Annotated in this window: 20 protein-coding genes; 8 read left to right on the forward strand and 12 right to left on the reverse strand. The window is 74.6% G+C overall.

Annotated elements, in window-relative coordinates:
- From EAD96_RS22575 to EAD96_RS22585, 3 genes are all read right to left on the reverse strand, one after another.
- Positions 1 to 383: rhodanese-like domain-containing protein (locus EAD96_RS22575; RefSeq protein WP_121685708.1), on the reverse strand; the 383-nt coding region annotated here is incomplete at its 3' end.
- A 38-nt stretch (positions 384 to 421) separates the two neighbouring features.
- Positions 422 to 874 (reverse strand): cysteine dioxygenase family protein, encoded by a 453-nt coding sequence (locus EAD96_RS22580; RefSeq protein ID WP_091427994.1) that lies wholly within the window; start codon positions 872 to 874, stop codon positions 422 to 424.
- A 104-nt stretch (positions 875 to 978) separates the two neighbouring features.
- Positions 979 to 1,356, reverse strand: coding sequence for a signal peptidase I (locus tag EAD96_RS22585; protein WP_120570125.1), 378 nt, complete (start codon positions 1,354 to 1,356; stop codon positions 979 to 981).
- Positions 1,357 to 1,426: 70 nt separating this feature from the next.
- Here EAD96_RS22585 and EAD96_RS22590 point away from each other — a divergent pair, with 70 nt between their 5' ends.
- Together EAD96_RS22590 and EAD96_RS22595 are read left to right on the forward strand one after the other, a co-directional pair.
- On the forward strand, positions 1,427 to 1,819 hold the full coding sequence (locus EAD96_RS22590; RefSeq protein ID WP_013476997.1) for an ankyrin repeat domain-containing protein: 393 nt from the start codon (positions 1,427 to 1,429) through the stop codon (positions 1,817 to 1,819).
- 23 nt (positions 1,820 to 1,842) lie between these two features.
- Positions 1,843 to 2,823, forward strand: coding sequence for a DUF3500 domain-containing protein (locus tag EAD96_RS22595; RefSeq protein ID WP_199733272.1), 981 nt, complete (start codon positions 1,843 to 1,845; stop codon positions 2,821 to 2,823).
- Here the strand turns inward: EAD96_RS22595 and EAD96_RS22600 are convergent.
- The 6 genes from EAD96_RS22600 to EAD96_RS22625 all read right to left on the reverse strand — a co-directional run bounded on the left by EAD96_RS22600 (position 2,801) and on the right by EAD96_RS22625 (position 9,663).
- The gene (locus EAD96_RS22600; protein WP_121685692.1) at positions 2,801 to 3,553 is read right to left on the reverse strand and encodes a class I SAM-dependent methyltransferase; all 753 of its coding nucleotides are present in this window, start codon (positions 3,551 to 3,553) and stop codon (positions 2,801 to 2,803) included. The two genes, EAD96_RS22595 and EAD96_RS22600, sit on opposite strands and share 23 nt — an antisense overlap.
- A gap of 51 nt (positions 3,554 to 3,604) precedes the next feature.
- A complete protein-coding gene (locus tag EAD96_RS22605; RefSeq protein ID WP_121685693.1) occupies positions 3,605 to 4,114 on the reverse strand; it encodes a DUF2231 domain-containing protein in 510 nt (169 codons plus the stop codon).
- A gap of 76 nt (positions 4,115 to 4,190) precedes the next feature.
- Positions 4,191 to 4,931: a GAF and ANTAR domain-containing protein gene (locus EAD96_RS22610; protein ID WP_120573806.1), complete on the reverse strand. Its 741-nt coding sequence runs from the start codon at positions 4,929 to 4,931 to the stop codon at positions 4,191 to 4,193.
- Between the two features lie 175 nt (positions 4,932 to 5,106).
- Complete coding sequence (gene secA2 / locus EAD96_RS22615) at positions 5,107 to 7,401, reverse strand: accessory Sec system translocase SecA2 (protein ID WP_120570130.1); 2,295 nt, start codon at positions 7,399 to 7,401, stop codon at positions 5,107 to 5,109.
- A gap of 158 nt (positions 7,402 to 7,559) precedes the next feature.
- Positions 7,560 to 8,648 carry a zinc-binding dehydrogenase gene (locus EAD96_RS22620; protein WP_120570131.1) on the reverse strand — a complete coding sequence of 363 codons (1,089 nt, stop codon included), beginning with the start codon at positions 8,646 to 8,648 and terminating at the stop codon, positions 7,560 to 7,562.
- Positions 8,641 to 9,663 carry a Gfo/Idh/MocA family protein gene (locus EAD96_RS22625; RefSeq protein WP_121685694.1) on the reverse strand — a complete coding sequence of 341 codons (1,023 nt, stop codon included), beginning with the start codon at positions 9,661 to 9,663 and terminating at the stop codon, positions 8,641 to 8,643. Before EAD96_RS22625 ends, EAD96_RS22620 begins: the two co-directional genes overlap by 8 nt.
- A 214-nt stretch (positions 9,664 to 9,877) precedes the next feature.
- Here EAD96_RS22625 and EAD96_RS22630 point away from each other — a divergent pair, with 214 nt between their 5' ends.
- The 5 genes from EAD96_RS22630 to ctaD all read left to right on the forward strand — a co-directional run bounded on the left by EAD96_RS22630 (position 9,878) and on the right by ctaD (position 15,593).
- Positions 9,878 to 10,894 carry a glucosyl-3-phosphoglycerate synthase gene (locus EAD96_RS22630; RefSeq protein ID WP_120573807.1) on the forward strand — a complete coding sequence of 339 codons (1,017 nt, stop codon included), beginning with the start codon at positions 9,878 to 9,880 and terminating at the stop codon, positions 10,892 to 10,894.
- 28 nt (positions 10,895 to 10,922) lie between these two features.
- The gene (locus EAD96_RS22635) at positions 10,923 to 12,077 is read left to right on the forward strand and encodes a glycosyltransferase (protein ID WP_121685695.1); all 1,155 of its coding nucleotides are present in this window, start codon (positions 10,923 to 10,925) and stop codon (positions 12,075 to 12,077) included.
- A gap of 107 nt (positions 12,078 to 12,184) precedes the next feature.
- Positions 12,185 to 12,637, forward strand: a complete 453-nt coding sequence (locus EAD96_RS22640; protein WP_121685709.1) for a DUF4383 domain-containing protein — start codon at positions 12,185 to 12,187, stop codon at positions 12,635 to 12,637.
- Positions 12,638 to 12,770: 133 nt separating this feature from the next.
- Entirely contained in the window at positions 12,771 to 13,502 is a 732-nt protein-coding gene (locus EAD96_RS22645) for an ATP-binding protein (protein WP_120570135.1), read from the forward strand.
- Positions 13,503 to 13,589: 87 nt separating this feature from the next.
- Complete coding sequence (ctaD, locus tag EAD96_RS22650; RefSeq protein ID WP_121685696.1) at positions 13,590 to 15,593, forward strand: cytochrome c oxidase subunit I; 2,004 nt, start codon at positions 13,590 to 13,592, stop codon at positions 15,591 to 15,593.
- Between the two features lie 100 nt (positions 15,594 to 15,693).
- On the opposite strand, the gene EAD96_RS22655 is transcribed toward ctaD, so the two are convergent.
- Both EAD96_RS22655 and EAD96_RS22660 read right to left on the reverse strand, forming a co-directional pair.
- Entirely contained in the window at positions 15,694 to 16,827 is a 1,134-nt protein-coding gene (locus EAD96_RS22655) for a SigB/SigF/SigG family RNA polymerase sigma factor (RefSeq protein WP_013477003.1), read from the reverse strand.
- Between the two features lie 244 nt (positions 16,828 to 17,071).
- A complete protein-coding gene (locus EAD96_RS22660; protein WP_121685697.1) occupies positions 17,072 to 18,487 on the reverse strand; it encodes a hypothetical protein in 1,416 nt (471 codons plus the stop codon).
- 188 nt (positions 18,488 to 18,675) lie between these two features.
- On the opposite strand from EAD96_RS22660, the gene EAD96_RS22665 reads away from it, so the two are divergent.
- Positions 18,676 to 18,900 carry a CDGSH iron-sulfur domain-containing protein gene (locus tag EAD96_RS22665; protein ID WP_120570138.1) on the forward strand — a complete coding sequence of 75 codons (225 nt, stop codon included), beginning with the start codon at positions 18,676 to 18,678 and terminating at the stop codon, positions 18,898 to 18,900.
- A gap of 108 nt (positions 18,901 to 19,008) precedes the next feature.
- Here the strand turns inward: EAD96_RS22665 and EAD96_RS22670 are convergent, their stop codons facing one another.
- Positions 19,009 to 20,055 (reverse strand): iron-containing redox enzyme family protein, encoded by a 1,047-nt coding sequence (locus EAD96_RS22670; protein WP_121685698.1) that lies wholly within the window; start codon positions 20,053 to 20,055, stop codon positions 19,009 to 19,011.
- Positions 20,056 to 20,103: the final 48 nt, after the last annotated feature.

The following is a 20,103-nucleotide window of genomic DNA, read 5'->3' on the forward strand; positions in this document are numbered from 1 at the left end:
ACGTCGGTGGCCCGGTGCAGGCCGATGTCCTGGAGCGCGGCGGCGGCCAGCGACGAGGTGTAGCCCTCCTGGCAGAGCACGATCACCGGGACGTCGTAGCCGGTCGCCTGCGGCAGCCGTGCCGCGCAGCGCGGGTCGAAGCGCCACTCCAGCACGTTGCGCTCGACCACGAGCGAGCCGGGCACGGTGCCCTGCGCGGTGCGCTGGGCGGCCGGGCGGATGTCCACCAGCAGCGCGCCGCCCCGGCAGGCCAGGTGGGCCTGCTCCGGGTCGAGGCGGCGCAGGCGGGCCCGGGCGGCGGCGAGGATCTCGTCGATGCCCCGCGAGCCGGGCGGCGGGACCGGACAGCGCTCGGTCGCGGTGGTCGGAATCTGCTGCGCCATCGTGGCGTCCTTCCGTTCGTCGGGGTTGCGGGGGCGGCTCACCAGGCCACACCGGCTCGGGCCACCTCGGCGACCCGGAGCCGGCCGGCGACGAGGTGGTAGCGGGTCATCCGGGTCAGCGCCGGCCGGTACACGTGCACGCTGACGGCAGGCTCGTCGCCACGGTTGGTGACCTGGTGCACGTGCCGTACGCCGAAGCGCCGGCCGGCGCCGGCGGCGAGCCGGTGCGGGCGCAGCCGCCCGCCGCTCACCGTCTCCTCGGTGAGCACGCCGGCCACGACCAGGAACGCGCCGGCCGAGCCGCCGTGGTCGTGCAGGTCGGTGCCCTGTCCGGGCAGCCAGCTCAGCGCCCACACCTCGTGCTCGTCGCCGGCGTCCAGCCGGGCGTACCACCGCTCGGACGCCTCGAAGCGCAGCGGCACCGGCCAGCCGTCCGGGTCGGCCCAGCGGGCGGCGACGGCGAGCAGGTCGGCGGGAACGGTGCTGGTCATCGGCGGGACGTCCTCACGGTGCGGAGCGGATGTGCTCCCCCAGCTTAGACGGTAAAGCCTATCGGTTTAGTAGGTAATACCGAATGCTGGGACGAGGGGCGCGCTCACCGCCGCACCGGCGGCTCCACCTTGTAACCCGGCACCGACGGCCAGCGGACGGTGAGCACCGTGGACTCCCGCTCGGCGTACCAGGAGTGGTCCACGCCCCGGCCCCACACCACGTAGTCACCGGGCGCGCGCAGCACCACCGTCCGGTCCGGCAACTCGATCCGGAACGCGCCGCTGATCAGCACCAGCAGGGCGGTACGCCGCTCACCGGTGGCCCACCGGGACCGGGTCTCCCCCGCCGGGTGCACGCCCCACTTCACCTCCACGTCGGTGCTGTGCCGCACGTCCCCGGCCGGCTTGAAGTGGCCCAGCAGCCAGCCCGCGTCGGTCGCGCCGTCCACCGCCGCGTTGCCCACGTACACCCGATCGTCCATGCGTGCGCCTCCCGTGCCCGGCTGCGCAAGCTACCAGGCGCGTCCGGCCGCGACGCCATAGCCTGGGCGGATGCCCGACGAACTCGACGACGAGACCATCGCCTTCGCCCACCGGATGTTCGACCTGGCCCGGGCCGGCGCCACCGAGGAGCTGGCGGCCAACGTGGACGCCGGGCTGCCGGTCAACCTCACCAACGCCAAGGGCGACACGCTGCTGATCCTCGCCGCTTACCACGCCCACCCGGACACGGTGGCCGCGCTGCTGGCCCGGGGCGCCGACCCGGCCCGGGTGAACGACAGGGGACAGACCGCGCTCGCCGCGGCCGTGTTCCGGCGCCAGGAGGCGGCGGTCCGCGCGCTGCTCGACGCCGGCGCCGACCCGGACCACGGCGGCCCGTCCGCGGTCGAGACCGCCCGGTTCTTCGAGCTGCCCGACATGCTGGCGCTGCTCGGCCGCGCATGAGCGGCGGGCGGTATACAGGGACGGTGGAGGATCCCGTACCCGAGCAGATGCGTGCGGCGGCCGAGGCGTTCCTGTCGGCGCTGGACGAGCCGGCCCGCGACGCCGCCCGGCACGCCCTCGACGACGAGCCCGCCCGGCGGTGGCTGGAGTACCGGCCGCGGCCCCGGCCCGGCGTCACGCTCGCCGGCCTGGACGTCACCGCCCGCAAGGCCGCGCACCGGCTGCTCGCCACCGCGCTCAGCCCCGCCGCGTACGCGCAGGCCATGGCCGTGATGGCCCTGGAGGAGGTGCTGGACCGGGCGGAGGACTGGCGGCGCGGCCGGCACAGCGGCGACTACTGGGTGGCCGTCTTCGGCGACCCGGCCCGCGACGACGACTGGGCCTGGCGGTTCGAGGGACACCACCTGTCGGTGAGCATGACCGTCGCCGACGACCGGGTCTCCCCCGCGCCGGTCTTCCTCGGCGCCAACCCGGCCACCGTCCGGCACGCCGGACGCCCGGTCTCCCGGCCCCTGGGCCCGGAGGAGGACCTGGCCCGCGAACTGCTCGACGCGCTCGGACCGGGCGGCCGCTCCGCCGCGATCATCGCCGAGGAGGCGCCCGCCGACATCATCAGCGCCACCCGGGCCGCCGCACCGGACCGGCTCGACCCGCTCGGCGTACCCCGGGGGCGGCTGCGGCCGACCGGCCGGGCGCTTCTCGACCGGCTGGTCGCGCTCTACCTGGACCGGCTGCCGCCGGAGCTGGCGGCCCGCGAGGCCGACCGGCTCGACGGCGGCGAGCTGCACTTCGCCTGGGCCGGCCCGGTAGAGCCGGGCCGGCGGCACTACTACCGGGTGCAGGGCGAGGACCTGCTGATCGAGTACGACAACACGACCGACGACGGCAACCACGCGCACACCGTGCTGCGCCGCCCCGCCGGTGACTTCGGCGCCGACGTGCTGGCCGCGCACCACGCCGCGGCGCACCCGCCCGGCCCGGTCAGCCCCGGCGCGCCTCGATGAGGAAACGGCGGGCGTACGCGACGAACGGTCCCTCGGCCCGGATCCGCGCGTCCAGGCGGCGCAGCTCGTCCCGGTAGCGGCCCACCGTGAAGCCGGGCACCGTCCAGACCACCTTGCGCAGGAACCAGACCACCGCGCCGATGTCGTGGAAGACGGTCCGCAGCGTGGCCTCGCGCAGGTCGACGACTGTGAGCCCGGCGGCCCGCGCGTCGGCGACCGCCACCTCCGGGTGGCGGTGCTGCGGCGGCGGCAGCGGCCCGAGGATCGCCTCGCTGAGCTCCCGCACCGTGCCGGGGCCGATCTGCTGGGACAGGTAGGCGCCGCCGGGCCGCAGCACCCGGGCCACCTCGTCCCACCAGGTGTGCACCGGGTGGCGGCTCACGACCAGGTCGAACGTGGCGTCCCGGAAGGGCAGCGGCGGGCGGTCGCCCACCCGCACCACGGACGCGCCGAGCGGGCGGAGGTTGCGCCGGGCCACCGGCACGTTCGGCGGCCACGCCTCGGTGGCGACCAGCAGCGGCGGCGGCACGGGCACCTCGGCGAGCACCTCTCCCCCGCCGGTGTCGATGTCCAGCGCCGCCTTCACGGCGGCCATCCGGTCGCCGACCAGGCGCGCGTACCCCCAGGGCGGACGCTCCTCGGTGGCGCGGCCGCGCAGCCAGTCGAAGCCCCAGCCCTCGACCGGCGCCGCCTCGGCTTCGGCGACGAGTTCCTCGAACGTCCCGACCATGCCCGCGAGCCTGCCGTCCCGCGACGGCCGCGGCAACGGATTTCGGCGGGGTCAGAACCGGCGCGGGCGGGCGATCTCGACGGTGGCCCCGGCGGGCACGTCACCGAACGTCTCGAAGCCGGTCGGCTCGGCGGCCCGGACCCGGTCGAACTGCTGCATCAGCCGCGCGCCCAGCGCCACGCCGACCGCGCCGACCGCGAGCGCGACGAGTTCGGCGGCGAGCAGGACACCCGTCGCGCCCCGTTGCGGCGCGCTGGCCCGGATCAGGCAGGACAGCAGGAACAGCGCCGCCATCACGGCGTTGACGAGGTTGAACGTCAGCACGGTCCGGCTGGTGCGCCCGGCACGGACGTCCCACAGGTCGACCAGACCGGCGACGGTGGTGAGCCCGGCGGCGACGAGCGCGGCCACGGCGGTCCAGTAGCCCACCTCACCGAGGAACGCCGGACCGCCGGCCACGTCGGCCAGGTCGAAGATCGCGGCGCACACGAACAGGCCGAACGGGAACGTGACAAGCATCGGTTGAATGGGATGCCCCTGCACCCGCAGTCGGCTCTGCATCGCTTCCTCCCCAGGTCGGCGCAGCTCACCAGTCCAGAGTGCTACCCGAGGCGCCGCGAGGCGAAACGACTGTCGCTCAGTTGTCCCGGGGACGGGAGACGGTCAGCACGAGCCGCTCGGCCACCTCGCGCAGCGGGATGTCCAGTGCGGAGGCAGCGCTGCGCAGCACCCGCAGCGCCTCCGGAGCGGGACAGCCGCGCTGCGTCATGATCACGCCGACGGCCTGCCCGACCACTCCCTCGGCCAGCAGCGAGTCGTCGATCTCACCGGCCCGGCTGGCGGCCCGCTCGCGGTCGCGCGCCGCGGCCAGCAGGAGCCCGGCGTGCTCGGCGAGCAGCATCGCGGTGAGCTGGTGCCGGGGGGTGAGCGCCTCGGGCGACCCGGCGTACAGGTTGATCGCGCCAATGACCTGCTCGTCCACGTCGACCGGGGCGGAGATCACCCCGTGCACGCCCAGCGCGCGGGCCCGCTCGCTCCAGGCCGGCCAGCGCGTCTCGTCCGCGAGCCCGCCCGCGATGATCATCTCCCGGCGGCGGATCGCCGTCATCGCCGGCGTGTCCGGGCCGTGCCGCAGGTCGTCCAGCTCGGCCCGGTCCGGGTCGGAGGCGGCCACCCCGGCGGGCTCACCGGCGCGCAGCACGGTGAAGCCGCAGCAGTCCACGCCCGGTACGGCGTCGCGGGCGATCCGGACCAGGCGGTCGAGCGCCTCGTCGAACCCGGCCACGCCGATCAGGCCGGCGGTCAGCTCGCGCAGCAGCGCGGCCGTCTCCAGCACACCGAGGTTGTCGATCATGGGTTGGCGCGTGTCGAGGTTCACCGGGCCGGGGCCTCCACCGTCCCCGCGTACGTCCACGCGGTCTCCCCGTCCGGCACCGTTGCCTGTCCCATGTCCGTCCCTCCTGTGGGCCCCGGCCTACTACCCTCGCAGACCGCGGGCGAAACCGCGCAAAAAGGCCCCTCCCGGTTGCACCGGAAGGGGCCTTCGGTGCGGGTCAGCGCGACCCGGAGATGAGCCGCCGGCCCACCGAGGCGATCAGCCGGTCCAGCTCCGAGCCGAACGGGTTGTCGTGCACCAGGTATGTCCAGGTGGCGCTCGGCCGCACCAGCTTCGACGAGTCCGGCTCCCAGCCCTCGTCGAACTCGGTCTCCTCGAACGTGGCCACGGTCCGGGTCTCGATCTCGGGCACCAGCGCGTTGAACGCCGGCACCGCGCTGCGGTGGAACTCGTCGAGCGGGTCGAGCCGGCCCAGGGCCCGCAGGTGCACGCCCTCGCGTACCTCGGACAGCTCGGCCAGGTGGTCGGCCCAGAGCCGGTCCAGGTGGTAGAGGGCGATCTTGCGGGCCACGTCGGCGAGCAGGTCCTCGTCCATCTCGCCGGCCTTCTCCGGCACCCGCTCCAGCAGCATCAGCGCGGCGATGTCGCTGGTCAGCAGCCGCTCCCGGCGCTCGGCGAGCGCCTTGCGCTGCTGCTCGATCACCTGGCTGTAGCGCCAGGTGTTGCGGTGGATCTCGTGGTTGACGCCCTCGGCGACCCGCTGGGCGTGCTCGACCGCGTAGTCGACCTGCGGATCGGTGACCAGGCCGTCGGCGTTCATCCGGGGCGAGGCCGGCACGGTGTCGCCGGCGTGCCGGACCACCAGGTCGTCCTCCAGGCTGACGAAGAACACCGACCCGCCCGGGTCGCCCTGCCGGCCGGCCCGGCCACGGAGCTGGTCGTCGACCCGGCGGCTGTCGTGCCGGCCGCTGCCGATCACGTACAGGCCGCCCAGCTCCGCCACCCGGTCCCGGTCGGCCTGGTCGCTGCCGCCCAGCCGGATGTCCACGCCCCGGCCGGCCATCTGGGTGGAGACCGTCACCGCGCCGTACGCGCCGGCCTCCGCGATGATGCCGGCCTCCTCGTCGTCGTTCTTGGCGTTGAGCACCACGCAGGACACGCCGGCGGCGTTGAGCGCGGCGGCCAGCCCCTCGGACTCCTTGACGTCGAGCGTGCCGACCAGCACCGGCCGCCCCGCCTCGTGGCAGCGCGTGATCTCGTCGACCAGCGCCTCCTCCTTCTCGGCGCGGGTGGCGTAGATCCGGTCCGGCTCGTCCTCGCGGACGCAGGGGGTGTTCGGCGGGATCACCGCGACCTCGAGGCCGAAGAACTCGCGGAGCTGGTCGCCGACGAGCACCGCGGTCGCGGTCATGCCGCAGACCGTCGGGTAGAGCGCGATGTACGCCTGCACGGTGATCGTGCCCAGCACCTCACCCTCGGCGGTGGCGTCCAGCCCCTCCTTCGCCTCGACGGCGGCCTGGAGCCCGTCCGGCCAGCGGCGGCGCTGGGCGACCCGGCCGCGCATCTCGTCGATCAGCTCGACCGAGTCGTCCCGGACGATGTAGTCCACGTCGCGGTGCAGCAGGGCGTGCGCGTGCAGCGCCACGTTCACCGCGGAGAGCTGCCCGACGTGCTCCTCGTCGTACAGGTCGATGCCGCCGAGCTTGGCCTCGACGGTGGCCAGGCCGACCGAGGTGAAGGCGACGCTGCGGCCGTCCTCGGCCACGGTGTAGTGCTTGCCCTTGCGCAGCCCGCGCACCAGCGCGGCGGCCGCGTGCACCGGGTCCTGCTCGCCGCCGACCGCGCCTGCGAGCACCATCGGCACCCGGGCCTCGTCGATCAGGATCGAGTCGGCCTCGTCCACGATCGCGGTCTTCAGCGGCGGCTGCACCCGGTCGGCCAGGTCGGTGACGAGCTGGTCGCGCAGGAAGTCGAAGCCGGCCTCGCTGACCGAGACGTAGGTGACGTCGCAGGCGTACGCGGCGCGCCGCTCCTCGGGCGTGGACGCCTCGTTGACCCAGCCCACGGTCAGCCCGAGCAGGTCGTAGACGGGCGTCATCCACTCGGCGTCGCGGCGGGCCAGGTAGTCGTTGACGGTGAGCACGTGCACCGGGCCGTTGCCCAGCCGCACGTGCCCGTACGCGGCGACCGTGGCGGTGAGCGTCTTGCCCTCACCGGTGGCCATCTCCGCGACCTTGCCGGACAGCAGCGCCATCGCGCCGAGCAGCTGCACGTCGTAGGGCCGCTGGTCGAGCCCGCGCCGGGCCGCCTCGCGGCCGATCGCGCAGATCTCCTCGTACCCCGTGGCCCGGCCGGCGGCCTCGGTCAGCTCCGCGTCGGAGAGCTGTTCCAGGTCCGCCTCGCGCGCCTCGATCGCCGGCAGCAGCTTCTCCAGCGGCGCCAGGTCGACTGTCGTCCCCGGGCGCTGGAGGAACCGGCGGAACCTGGTCTTCAACCGTTGCGACACACCCATGAGCGGCAACGGTACGCGAACCGGAGCCGATTGTGACCCCCGCCCGGCGCGCTCCGGGCCCACCCCTTCCGGCCCGCTCCCGTCGATCATGAGGTTGACGGCAGTTCGTGTCCGTTTTGTCGCCGCCAACCTCATGATCGACGGAGCGGGGGCCGGGGTCAGGGGGTGAGGACGACCTGGAGTTCGGTGCGGCGGCGTTCGGCCAGGTCGGTCAGCAGGGTGGGGGCCTCGTCCAGGGGGACCACGGCCGAGATCAGGTGCTTGCGGACAACGTCCCCGTACTGGCGCAGCAGCTCCACCGTCTCCGCGGACAGCCGCTCCCGGTCCCAGGTGGGGGCCAGCCCGCGCGGCACCCGGCCGATCTGCGCGCAGCGCAGCGACAGCCCGTTGTGGTGGAACTCCTCGCCGAGCCGGACCGCGTCCGCGCCGGCCTGGTAGAACGCCAGGTCGATCACCGTGCCCTGCGGGCGCAGCAGGCGCAGCGCGAGCTGCAACGCCCAGTCCTGGCCACGGCACTGGAAGACCACGTCGGCGCCCCGGTCCCCGGCCGCGTGGTTCCACCGCGTCTTGAGCACCACGGCCGGGTCGTCCGCGTCCGGGTCGAGCGTGTCCAGGCCGAGCGCCTCGGCGACCTGCCGCCGGGCCGGCGTCGGGTCGACCACGACCACCGAGGCGGCGCCGTGGCGGCGGGCGAACAGAGCGGTCAGCAACGCCACCACGCCGCTGCCGACCACCGCCACCCGGCGGCCGCGTACGCCGTCGCCGAGCGTGCGCACGTCGGCGCCGCACAGGTCGGCGGCGGCGTGCAGCAGCCCGTTGGCGCAGATCGGGCCCATGTGCGCGACGTACACGCCGAGCAGCGGATCGAGGTCGTCGGGCAGCGGCACGAACCGCTCGGTCAGCGGGTCGGCGACCCAGCCGCTGCGGTGGCCGTACGTCATGGCGCCGACCTCGCCCACCGCGACGGCCGGGGTCCGGCTCTCCACCACGCGCCCGACCTGCATGTAGCCGAGCCGGGTCACCGGGTACGGCGTGCTCGCCTCCCCCGGCCGGAACAGCCCCAGCGCGGCGTCCCAGGTGACGTGCAGGTAGGGGTTGGTGCCCTTGACGAAGCTCAGTTCGGTGCCGGCGGACACGCCGCTGTAGAGCGTCTCCACCCGGAACGTGCCCTCGCGCAGCTCCGGCGCGTCCAGTTCGGCCAGCTCGACCCGGCCGGGACCGCCGACCACCACCACCCGGTCACGCATCGACGCTCACCCCCGCGTCCGCGACCGGCGCGGTGAGCCGGGACGCCGGCCCGGTCGGCAGCGCCACCGGCCGTCCGGTACGCGCCGACTCGGCCACCGCGAGCGCCAGCCGGTGGGTGCGCAGCGCCTCGGCGTACGGCACCCGGACGTCGTCCCCGAGGCCGCACACCGCGTCGACGAAGGCCCGGTCGACGGCGACCCGCGCGGCGTCCGGGTCGGCGGGCAGGTGCCGCTCGCCGTCGCCGTCGCGGATCGTCAGGCCGTCCTCGGCCAGCCACAGCGCCAGCCCGTCGGCGAGGATCTCCACGCCGGCCCGGTGCTTCCAGCCGAGCACGCAGGACGCGGCGAGCGTGCCGACGGCGCCGGAGCCGAAGCGCAGTGTGGCGGCGGTCACCGAGTCGATGTCGGCGCCCTCGACCGGCGGCGGGCTGCCGTCGCCGTACGCGGTCACCTCGACCGCCTCACCGGCCAGCAGCCGGACCAGGTCCAGCACGTGCGCGGCCTGCTCGACCACCGGGCCGCCGGAGCGGTCCCGCCGCGCCCACCAGGCCACCGGCGGCACCTTGTCCAGCCAGGCGCCGTTGACCATCCGCACCGGCCGGTCGGCGAGCATCCGCCGGGCCTCCTCCACCACGTGCAGGTAACGCCAGTGGTGCCCGACGCCGGTGAGCAGCCCTCGCCGCTGCACCAGCGCGGCGACCCGCTCGGCGGTGTCCAGGTCCAGCGCCACCGGCTTCTCCACGAACATCGGCACCCCGGCGGCGACCACCGCCTCCTCGACCGGGCCGTGCGCGAACGGCGGCACGCACACGTACACCGCGTCCGGGCCGGCCGCGAGCAGCTCGTCCACGTCGCGGAACACCCGGCCGCCGTACGTGCCGGCGAGCGCACCCGCCGCCTCCGGCGCGACGTCTGTCACGCCGAGCAGTTCCACGTCCGCGAAACCGGTGAGCACCCGGGCGTGGCGTTGCGCCACCCCACCGGCCCCGACAAGTCCCACCCGGCAGGTACGCATGGACCACAACCTCTCGCACGACTGGAAAGACTGCGGACACCACTCCCCCCGGCGGCGTCGCGCCAAACGCCGCCGGCGTGTGCAACGCAACGTTCATCCGCCCGGAACCTCCCGGTACGCGCCAGGTGATCAGGATGATGGGCAAGATCCGGTTAGCGCGGATGCGGGATTGGGAAAACCATGGTCCGCGATTCCACCATCTATGGGGGTGCCCGTGCGGGAATCTGATTCGACCGTCTCACCAGTGGTGGAGGCGTGGGCCACGTACCGCACCAGCTCCGCCGACGACTGGCCGGCGCGACGACTGGTACGGGCCAAGGGCGCGAGCCGGGTCAGCGTGGTGCTGCCGGCCCGCAACGAGGAGGCGACCGTCGGCGCGATCGTGTCGACAGTCCGGGAACACCTGATGGACCGCGTACCGCTCGTCGACGAGCTGATCGTGGTCGACTCCCGGTCCACCGACCGGACCGCGCAGGTGGCGCGCGCGGCCGGTGCGGAGGTGGTCAGCCAGGACGCGATGACGCGCGGGCTGCCCCGGCTGACCGGCAAGGGCGACGCGCTCTGGGCGGGGCTGGCCGCGGCCGAGGGCGACGTGGTCGCGTTCGTCGACGCCGACCTGCGCGAGTTCCGGCCGCACTTCGTGACCGGGCTGCTCGGGCCGTTGCTGACGGATCCGAGCGTGGAGTTCGTCAAGGGCTTCTACCACCGGCCGCTGGTCGGTGCGACGAGTGTGGAGCCCGACGGTGGCGGGCGGGTGACGGAGCTGATGGCCCGGCCGCTGCTCAACCTGTTCTGGCCGGAGCTGGCCGGTTTCGTGCAACCGCTCGCGGGCGAGTACGCCGGCCGCCGTGAGGTGCTGGAGCGGGTGCCGTTCGTCACCGGGTACGGCGTCGAGACGGCCATGCTGATCGACCTGCTGGAACTGGTCGGGCTGGACGCGCTGGCCCAGGTCGACCTGGGTGAGCGCAAGCACCGGCACCAGGACACCGCCGCGCTGGGCCGGATGTCCGCGCAGATCATGCTGACCGCCTGGTCGCGGCTGCAACGACGCGGGTGGGCGGCGCCGGGGGTGGCGCCGACCGCGCTGCTGACCCAGTTCCGCCGGGGCGGCTCGGAGACGCTGCCCAACCTCGACCGCGAGATCGTGGTCAACGACGTGTCGGTGCAGGAACGCCCGCCGCTGGCGCAGCTGCGGCACCGCCTTCCCCGCCGCCGGGTGGCGGCCGCGTGAGCGGGGAAACTCTGAGAGAGGACAGCGCATGACGCTCACCGTGCTGATGAACGCCGGGCCGTGGCTGTCCGTGCCGCCGCCGGGCTACGGCGGGATCGAGAACGTGATCGCCACGCTGGTGCCGGAGCTGCGCCGGCTGGGCGTACGGGTGGTGCTCGCCTCGGTGGAGAGCAGCACGCTGCCGGTCGACGAGAAGATCGCGGTCTTCCCGGACGGCCAGTTCCACGCGTTGCAGCGGCCGTACAACCAGGTCTGCGGCGTCTCCCAGGCGCACCTGTCCGGGGTGGTGCGGGCGCTGCACGCCCGCGACGACATCGACCTGGTGCACGACCACGTGGAGGCGGTCGGGCTGGCCACGCTCGCCGCGATGGGCCCGGACGCCCCGCCGGTGCTGCACACGCTGCACTGGGACCTGGCCAAGCACCCGGAGCTGTACGGCAACCTCGACGGCGGCGACCGGGTACGGGTCAACGGCGTGTCCGCGTCGCAGCTCGCGCGCGCGCCGGAGGCGCTGCGCGCGCACTCGGTGGGGCACGTGCACCTGTCCACCCCGCTCGCCGTGGACGCGGACCGGCAGCCGCCGGTGCCCAAGGGCGACCACGTGGTCATCCTCGGCCGGATCAACCCCGGCAAGGGGCAGGACCTGGGCGCCCGGCTGGCCCACGAGGCGGGTTTCCGGCTGGTGCTGGCCGGGCCGGTCGGCCCGTACCACCGGCCGGCGGATCTGGCCGCGGCCGGCGACGAGGCGCGGCAGAACCCGGACGTGCGCTTCTTCTACGACCACGTCGCGCCGCACGTCGACGGCGACCGGGTGCGCTGGGTCGGCACGGTGGCCGGGCGGGAGCGCGACGACCTGGTCGCCTCCGCGCGCGCGTCGCTGTTCCCGCTGCGCTGGGAGGAGCCGGGCGGCACGGCGGTGGTCGAGTCGCTGTCGCTCGGGACGCCGGTGGTCGCCACCGCCCGGGGCTGCCTGCCGGAGCTGATCGAGCACGGCCGCACCGGCCTGCTCACCGGCGACGAGCAGGAGCTGGGTGACCTGGTCCTCGCCGCCGGCGGGCTGGAGCCGGCCGAGTGCCGGCGCGAGGCGGCCCGGCGGTTCACCCCGGCCCGGATGGCGCAGCGGTACGTGGAGCTGTACGACCGGGTCCGGACGGGCGCGGCGAAGCCGTTGCAGCCCGCCTGAGCGTCGCCGGCCCGGCCGCCCCGCGCGGCCGGGCCGGCGTTTGCCCCCGCCGGGCGCGGGAATCCGGCGCTTCCCGCGGTGGCGAGGAGGCCGGCGTGACGAACTCGATGGCGCACTCCCGGGCGCGGCGCAACCCGGCCGACGGGCGGGCGCCGGTACGCCGGGTCGCCTCCGGATTCGCCGTGCTCCTGCTGCTGCTCGGCGCGCTGGGCTTCGTGCCGGGCGTCACCAGCGACTACGCGGATCTGCGCTTCGCCGGGCCGGGATCCGGCGCCCGGCTGTTCGGCGTGTTCCAGGTCTCGGCCGTGCACAACCTGGTGCACCTGGTGCTCGGCCTGGCCGGGCTGGTGCTGGCCCGCACCGTCGCGGGCGCCCGCGCGTTCCTGGTCGGCGCCGGCGCGGTCTACCTCGCGCTGTGGCTCTACGGGCTGGCGGTCGACAGGCGCGACGCGGCGAACGTGCTCGCGGTCAACCGGGCGGACTCGTGGCTGCACCTGCTGCTGGGCGCCGCCATGCTGGCCCTGGGCCTGGTCGCGGCGCGGCGCGGGGACCGCCGCTGACCTGCGCCTCGGGAGCCCGGATGCCCGGTTTCGCCGGTCCGGGGCGCGGGTACGTCCGTAGTCCTCCGGCAACGGGAGGCGGCGAGCGTCCCGGCCGGGCGACCCTCCCCGACGAGATGGAAACGAGGCGGCGATGGTGACCCGGATCAGGTGCGAGGTCCGCGACGAGTCACCGGTCACTGTCGTACGGCTGGCCGGAGCGCTCGACCTGGGCACGATGCGCGCGGTGCACGAGGTGCTCGACCGCTGCCTCGCCGCGCAGCCGGACGCCCTGGTGGTCGACCTGGAGGACATCGAGGTCGGCGAGCCGCTGGCGCTGTCCGTCTTCGCCGCCGCCGCGCGGCGCGCCGCCGACTGGCCGGCGGTGCCGATGGTGCTCGCCGCGCCCTGCGCCGAGACGGCGGCCTGGCTGAACGAGACCACCGCCTGCCGGGTGGTGCCGGTACGCCGGGACTGCGCCGAGGCGACGGCGCTGGCCGGCGAGTCGGCCGCGCCCCGGCTGCGGGTCCGGCTGGAGCCGGTCGCCGGTGCCTGCCGTCGCGCCCGGGAGCTGGTCACCGAGGCGTGCGGCAGGTGGAACGTGCCGGAGCTGGCCGGCCCGGCCTCGCTGGTGCTCAGTGAGCTGGTCGGCAACGTGGTGCGGCACGCCGGCACCCCGATGCAGGTGACGCTTACGCTGCGCCGGCCGTACCTGCGGGTGGCGGTGATGGACGGCAGCCCGGCCGACGCCCGCGCCGCGACCAGCCGCGATCCGCGTGCCGAGGGCGGCCGCGGGCTGATGCTGGTGCGCGAGCTGACCCAGCGCTGGGGCAGCACCCCGGTCGGCGCCGGCAAGGTCGTCTGGGCCATGCTCCCGGCGAACTGACCGAATTCTCCGCTCTCGCCTGGTTACATGGGCAGAGGGCCGGGTACGCCCGCCCGTCCTGTCTGTCGTCACACGGGGTGAGATGCCATGCCCAAGCGGGTAGTCACGGAACCGGCACGAGACCGGGGGCCCGCGATTCTCGCGCCGGCCCGGTTCGGGGGCTACCCCGGGCCCGTACGGGAAGCGGTGAAGGGCAACGCACTGTGGCGGTTGCTGCGGACCACCGACGCCAAGCAGATCGGCCTGCTCTACCTGGTCACGTCGTTCGTGTACTTCATCGTCGGCGGGATCCTGGCGATGGTCATCCGGGTGGAGCTGGCCCGGCCGGGGATGCAGATCGTCTCCCCCGAGCAGTACAACCAGATGTTCACCATGCACGGCACGATCATGCTGCTGCTGTTCGCGACCCCGATGTTCTTCGGGTTCGCCAACTACCTGGTGCCGCTGCAGATCGGCGCCGCCGACGTGGCGTTCCCCCGGCTCAACGCGTTCGCGTACTGGCTCTACTTCCTCGGCGCGCTGATGGTCATGGGCGGGTTCGCCACCCCTGCCGGCGCCGCGGACTTCGGCTGGACCGCGTACACGCCGTTGAGCACCGCGCAGCACTCCCCCGGCGTCGGCGGGAACCTGTGGGTGGTCGGCCTGGCCGTGTCCGGTCTGGGCACGATCCTCGGCGCGGTCAACCTGATCACCACGATCGTGACGCTGCGCGCGCCCGGCATGACCATGTTCCGGATGCCGATCTTCACCTGGAACGCGCTGCTCACCAGCGTCCTGGTGATCTTCGTGTTCCCGCTGCTGGCCGCCGCGCTGATGGCGCTGGCCTCGGACCGGCTCCTGCACTCGCACGTGTACGACCCCACCACCGGCGGGCCGATGCTCTGGCAGCACCTGTTCTGGTTCTTCGGCCACCCCGAGGTCTACATCATCGCGCTGCCGTTCTTCGGCATCATCACCGAGATCATCCCGGTGTTCGCCCGTAAGCCGATCTTCGGCTACACCGGGCTGGTGCTGGCCACGGTCGCCATCACGGTGCTGTCGATGACGGTCTGGGCGCACCACATGTTCGCCACCGGGCAGGTGCTGCTGCCGTTCTTCAGCATCCTGAGCTACCTGATCGCGGTGCCCACCGGCGTGAAGTTCTTCAACTGGATCGGCACCATGTGGAAGGGGCAGCTCACGTTCGAGACGCCGATGCTGTTCGCCATCGGCTTCCTGGTGACGTTCCTGCTCGGCGGCCTGACCGGGGTGCTGCTGGCCAGCCCGCCGGTGGACTTCCACGTGCACGACACGTACTTCGTGGTGGCGCACTTCCACTACGTGCTCTTCGGCACCATCGTGTTCGCCGCGTTCGGCGGGCTCTACTTCTGGTTCCCGAAGATGACCGGGCGGCTGCTCGACGAGCGGCTCGGCAAGATGCACTTCTGGACCATGTTCATCGGCTTCCACGCCACGTTCCTGGTGCAGCACTGGCTGGGCAACGAGGGCATGCCCCGCCGGTACGCCGACTACCTGCCCGGCGACGGGTTCACCACGCTGAACACGATCTCCAGCATCGGCTCGTTCGTGCTCGGCGCGTCCACCTTGTTCGTGATCTGGAACATCTGGAAGTCGTGGCGGTACGGCGCGATGGTCACCGTGGACGACCCGTGGGGCTTCGGCAACTCGCTGGAGTGGGCCACCACCTGCCCGCCGCCGCTGCGCAACTTCGACCGGATGCCCCGTATCCGCTCCGAGCGGCCGGCGTTCGACCTCAAGTACGGCCCGCTCGTCTCCGACCTGGGCCGGGACCTGCCGCAGCGCACCACCAAGCCGCCGCAGTCGTTCCGCGAGGAGATGCACCACGAGCGGCACGTGCCGGAGTCGCCGTCGGCCGGCGGCGCGTACGGTGCCCCCGAGGCGGTGGACTACCAGCCCGCGCCGCAGTCCGGCGCCCGCCCGGTGGAGGTGCCGGCGCCGGAGGAGGTGCGCCGGCCCAGCTTCGAGGAGACCGACGAGCCGGAGGGCAGCGCGCTCAACGCCGAACGCGACGAGCAGCCGAACGACAGGTGGCGGCACCCGCGCGGGCACGGGGACACCCCGGAGAACTGAGACACCGGACGAGGGCCGGCGCCGCCCGGGCGCCGGCCCTCTCGTCGTACGCCGCGCGCCGGCTCCCCGTGGTGGGGAGCCGGCGCGGTACGTGCGCAGGTCAGTCGGCGGCCGGCAGTCCGGCCGCGGTGAGCGAGCGGCGCACCGCCGGCTGCACCCGGGTCAGCCGCAGCGGCACCCCGGTACGCGCGGCGGCCTCCCGGCCGGCCATCAGCGCGGCGATCCCGCCGGCGTCGAAGCCACCGGCACCGACCAGGTCGACCACCACCTCGCGGGGTTGCCCGGTGACCGCCTGGAGCATCGCCCGGCGCAACTGGTCCGCGCCGGCCCGGTCCACCTCGCCGCCGACCTCGACGACCACCCGGTCGCCGTTCTGCTTCACCGAGATCCGCGCCTTGCCCGGCTCGGCCTCGGCCGCGCCGTTCTGCCAGGGCGGCGGCGCGTCGGCGAGCATCGCCTGACGCAGCCAGGTCAGCGCCCGCGACAGCAGCCGGGACACGTGCATCTGCGAGATGCCGAACCGGGCGGCGATCTCCGCCTGGGTCTGGTTGCCGTAGAAGCGCATCGCCAGGATGCGGCGTTCCCGCCAGGGCAGCCGGTGCAGCAGGCCGCTCACAGTGACCCGGTCGTCGACGGACTCCAGCGCGTGGTCGGACTCACCGACCAGGTCGCCGAACTCGGCCGAGCTCTCCCCGCCCACCGGCGCGTTCAGCGACGCCGGACTGTAGCCGGCGGCCGACTCCAGCGCGGCGAGGATCTCCTCCTCCGGCGTCTCCAGCCGGGCGGACAGCTCGGCCACCGTGGGAGCGCGGGACAGCTCGCTGGTCAGCGTCGCAGTGGCCTGTCCCACCTCGAGGATCAGGTCCCGCAGCCGGCGCGGCACGTGCACGCCCCAGGTGCGGTCGCGGAAGTGCCGTTTGATCTCGCCGACGATGGTGATGGCCGCGTACGCGGTGAACGAACCGCGTTCCGGGTCGTACCTGTCGACGGCGTTGACCAGGCCGAGACGGGCCACCTGCTCCAGGTCCTCCAGCGGCTCACCGCGCCCGCGGTAGCGGCGGGCGAGCCGGCCGGCGAACGGCAGCGCGAACCGGACCAGGTCGTCCCGCGCCTCCTGCCGCCGTTCCGGTGGCAGGCCCTCGATGCGGGCCGCGTACGCGAGCGCCGCCGCGTCCAGGTCCTCCAGACCCCGGTCGGTGGTCGGTGGTGTGGGTGTGGTGGTCTGTCCGAACATCCGCGCCCCCTCGCCGAAGAGCCCCCGCCCGGTCGGAACCGGTCGTGCGCGTGGTCGGACCACGCACCGGGTGAGGAAGTTGGGTTACGTGACGGATACGTCGAAAGCGGTGGCTGCCCGCCGCACGGCGTCGTGGGCCGTTTCGCGGCGAGCGGTCTTCCCGCTCCGTAGGTACTCAATCACGGACCGCAGGATCGCGAGGAAGTTTCGCCAGGTTGGCCGGCCAGCCGTTCCCGGCGGTCGGTCAGCAGACCAGCAGGCCCTGGTGCGCACCCGCGTCACGTAGCGCGCTGAGGGCCTCGGCCATCCGCAGCGGCGGCGGCGCGGGCAGGTCGCAGGGCTGGTTGCGCAACACCTCCGTGGCACGTCGGGTGGGTACCGAGGCGACCGGGTAGCCGCGCGCGGCACCCCGGTCCAGGGCCCGCCTGCGGCGCCCGAAGCCGGCCACCGCCAGCCACTGGGGCAGCCCCGCGTACGCGGGCGAGCGCAGGCCCGGCGGCTCCGGCAGCACGTCCACCGAACTGAACGGCTCGCTGCCGGCCAGCCACCACTCGACGCCGGCGACCCGGCGCGCGGTGGCGTTCTCGCACCAGTAGGGCACCAGGCCGGCCCGCAGCACCTGCGCCGGGTCGAGCAGCCGGCCGCACTCCACCACCAGCCGGTTCCCGGTCTTGCCGGCCCGCCGCAGCCAGCGCCGGTACAGGTCGGCGGTCACCGCGCTCAGCGCGTCCGGCTGCGGCACGACCACCCGGTGCAGCGGATGCCCGTGCCGGTCGCTCCAGCAGCGGGCGTCGTGCTCGAAACCGGACTCCACGCCGTGTTCGGCGAACGCGCCCGCCACCGTGACCTCCGGCGTCTCCCAGCGCATCTCCTCCCCGCCGGCCGCGCGCAGCACCTGGCCCAGCGCGCGGGCGTCCGGGTGGAAGTCGACCGGGTCCAGGCCGCCCGCCGGGGACCCCGCCTGGAAGCTGTGCCCGTCGCCGCAGTCGCGTACCGGCCAGGTCCGGGCGTCGTGCAGCAGCAGCACCGGCGCGGCCGGTTCCAGCCGGTCGGCCAGGAAGCGCGCGTACGCCTTCGGCAGCGTGCGCCAGCGCACCGCGAACGTCACCGCCGCGCCGGCCGCCGCACCCCGGCTGGCCGGGCAGTGCACCTGGCGTACGTGCACACGCGGGTTGGCGTCGAGCAGCCGGGCGGCCAGCGTGGCCCCGTGCGCGAACGCGGCGTCCGGGCGGTCCACCGCTCCCCGGGGCCACTGCCCGGCGACCTCGAACCCGGCCGGGAGCCAGGGCACGCCGAGCGCCGTCGCGAGGTGGGCGGCGGCGCCGTGCGGGGAGCCGAGCACCACGCCGGGCCAGCGCCGGTCCGGGTACTGCCCGGCGAACCACCCGGCCACCCGTTCGGCGTCCACGGCGGCGATCTGGCCGGCGGTGAGCGCCGACCGCCCGGCGGCCCGGACGGCGGCGGCGCGGCGTACCGGCTCGGGCGCGCCGCCGAGGCGGGACAGCGCTCCCGGGTGGCCGAGGTCGCCGCAGTCGTCGCCGCGCAGCGCCCGGGCGGTCGCGGCGACCAGGATCCGGGCGGCGCTGCCGGCCGCCACCACCCGATCCACGGGCAGCCCCGCGCCGCTGACCGGCGTCCGTTCGACTCGTTCGCTCACCACGCGGCCCGGCTTCCCGTCCCTCTGGGGTCTAAACGGGGCATCTCCCCACGGGTCAGGACCAAGGCCCACCCGGTACCGGCACCGCCCGCGACACCCAGGCACGCCGTCGCGCCGCGTGCCCGCCGTCGCGGGCGCAACGGCGCTCGGGTGCGGGTTTGGGCCGGACCGGGACGGGCACTGCACCGCGCATGCCCGACGACGAGAGCACCCCGGCCGCGACCATCACCCCGTACCGGGACGGACCCCTGCTGGTGCGCGGCGACTTCGCGCTCGTCACGCCCGAGGGCACGCCGATCGAGACGCGCCGGGGCACCGTGGCGCTGTGCCGGTGCGGCAAGAGCGCGATCAAGCCGTTCTGCGACGGCACGCACAAGGCGACGGGCTTCCGAGCCGGCAGCGACCGCGAGCCCTGACCCCCGCGACCCCGCCCCGGCGATCTTGCACTTGGATACCCGGCAAACCTCGCGAACCGGGCACCCCGAGGACCGCAACCGCAAGATCGCGGGGGACGGTGCCGGGGGTCAGGCTGCGGCGAGGATCTGGGTGGGCGGGCGCAGTGAGGACTCCCCGGCCGACCAGGCGTCGAGCAGGTGCGCGGCGAACAGGGCGTCCACGGCCAGCGCGGCGGCGGCGCCGAACAGCACGTCGGATGCGAGCGCCGGCTCGGCCCGGACCAGCCCGCCGCACATGTCGTACGCGGCGATCTGCTCGTGCACGGCGTCGGCCTCGACGTGCTCGTCGTAGAAGCGCGTGGCGACCGCGTCGAAGCCGAGCCGGCGCAGTCCGTTGCCGTAGCGGCGGTTCGGCAGCGACGAGGTCATCTCGTACGCCGCCAGGTGCCCGAGCAGCGCCCCGCGCAGCCGCCGGTGCAGGCCGAACAGCGACATCAGGTTGTTGGTCGCCAGCGTCACCGCCGGCACCCGGTCCAGATGGGCGGCGTAGCCGGTGTCCAGGCCGAGCCGGTCCATCGTGGTGCGGAACAGCTCGGCGTGCATCCGGTCCAGCCGGCCGTTGCCGTACTCGTCGGTCTGGATCTCCACGAGGGCGGCCTTCGCCGGCCCGCCGAGCCGGGGCAGCGCCCAGCTGTGCGGGTCGGCCTCGCGCAGGTGGTAGATCGAGCGGTGGGTGACGAACTCGCGGAACCGGGCGAGGTCGGCGCGGCGTTGCAGCGCGGCGGCCAGCGGCGGGCCGTCGTCGGCGGCCACCAGGTCGGCCAGCGCGCCCGGCACGGCGGCCGGCAGCACCGCCGGCGGCGGGCCGGCCAGCTCGCGCAGCGCCGCCTCGAACGGCCGCTCGGCGCGGGCGCGCAGCGCCAGCAGCGACGGCTCCCACTCCCACGCCTCGTCGACGCCGGACCAGCCCCGGTAGTGCAGCTCGTAGCAGAGGAACAGGGTGAGCTGGAGATCCTCGTCGGTCAGCGGCGCGGCCACCGCGTCGAACGCGGCGCCCAGCCCGGCCGGCAGCTCCCGGGGAGCGTCGCGCAGCGCGGCCAGCAGGCCGGCGGAGACCGGCCCGCGCGCCGTGGGAAGCGGGGCGGGGCCGTAACGACGGTCGGCGACGACGGACATGGAACCTCCCGGGACGGTTGTGCCTGGTCGCAGTGCCCCGGAGTGATC

Origin of the sequence: Micromonospora sp. BL1 (assembly GCF_003667485.1) — a bacterium.
Lineage (GTDB): Bacteria > Actinomycetota > Actinomycetes > Mycobacteriales > Micromonosporaceae > Micromonospora > Micromonospora tulbaghiae.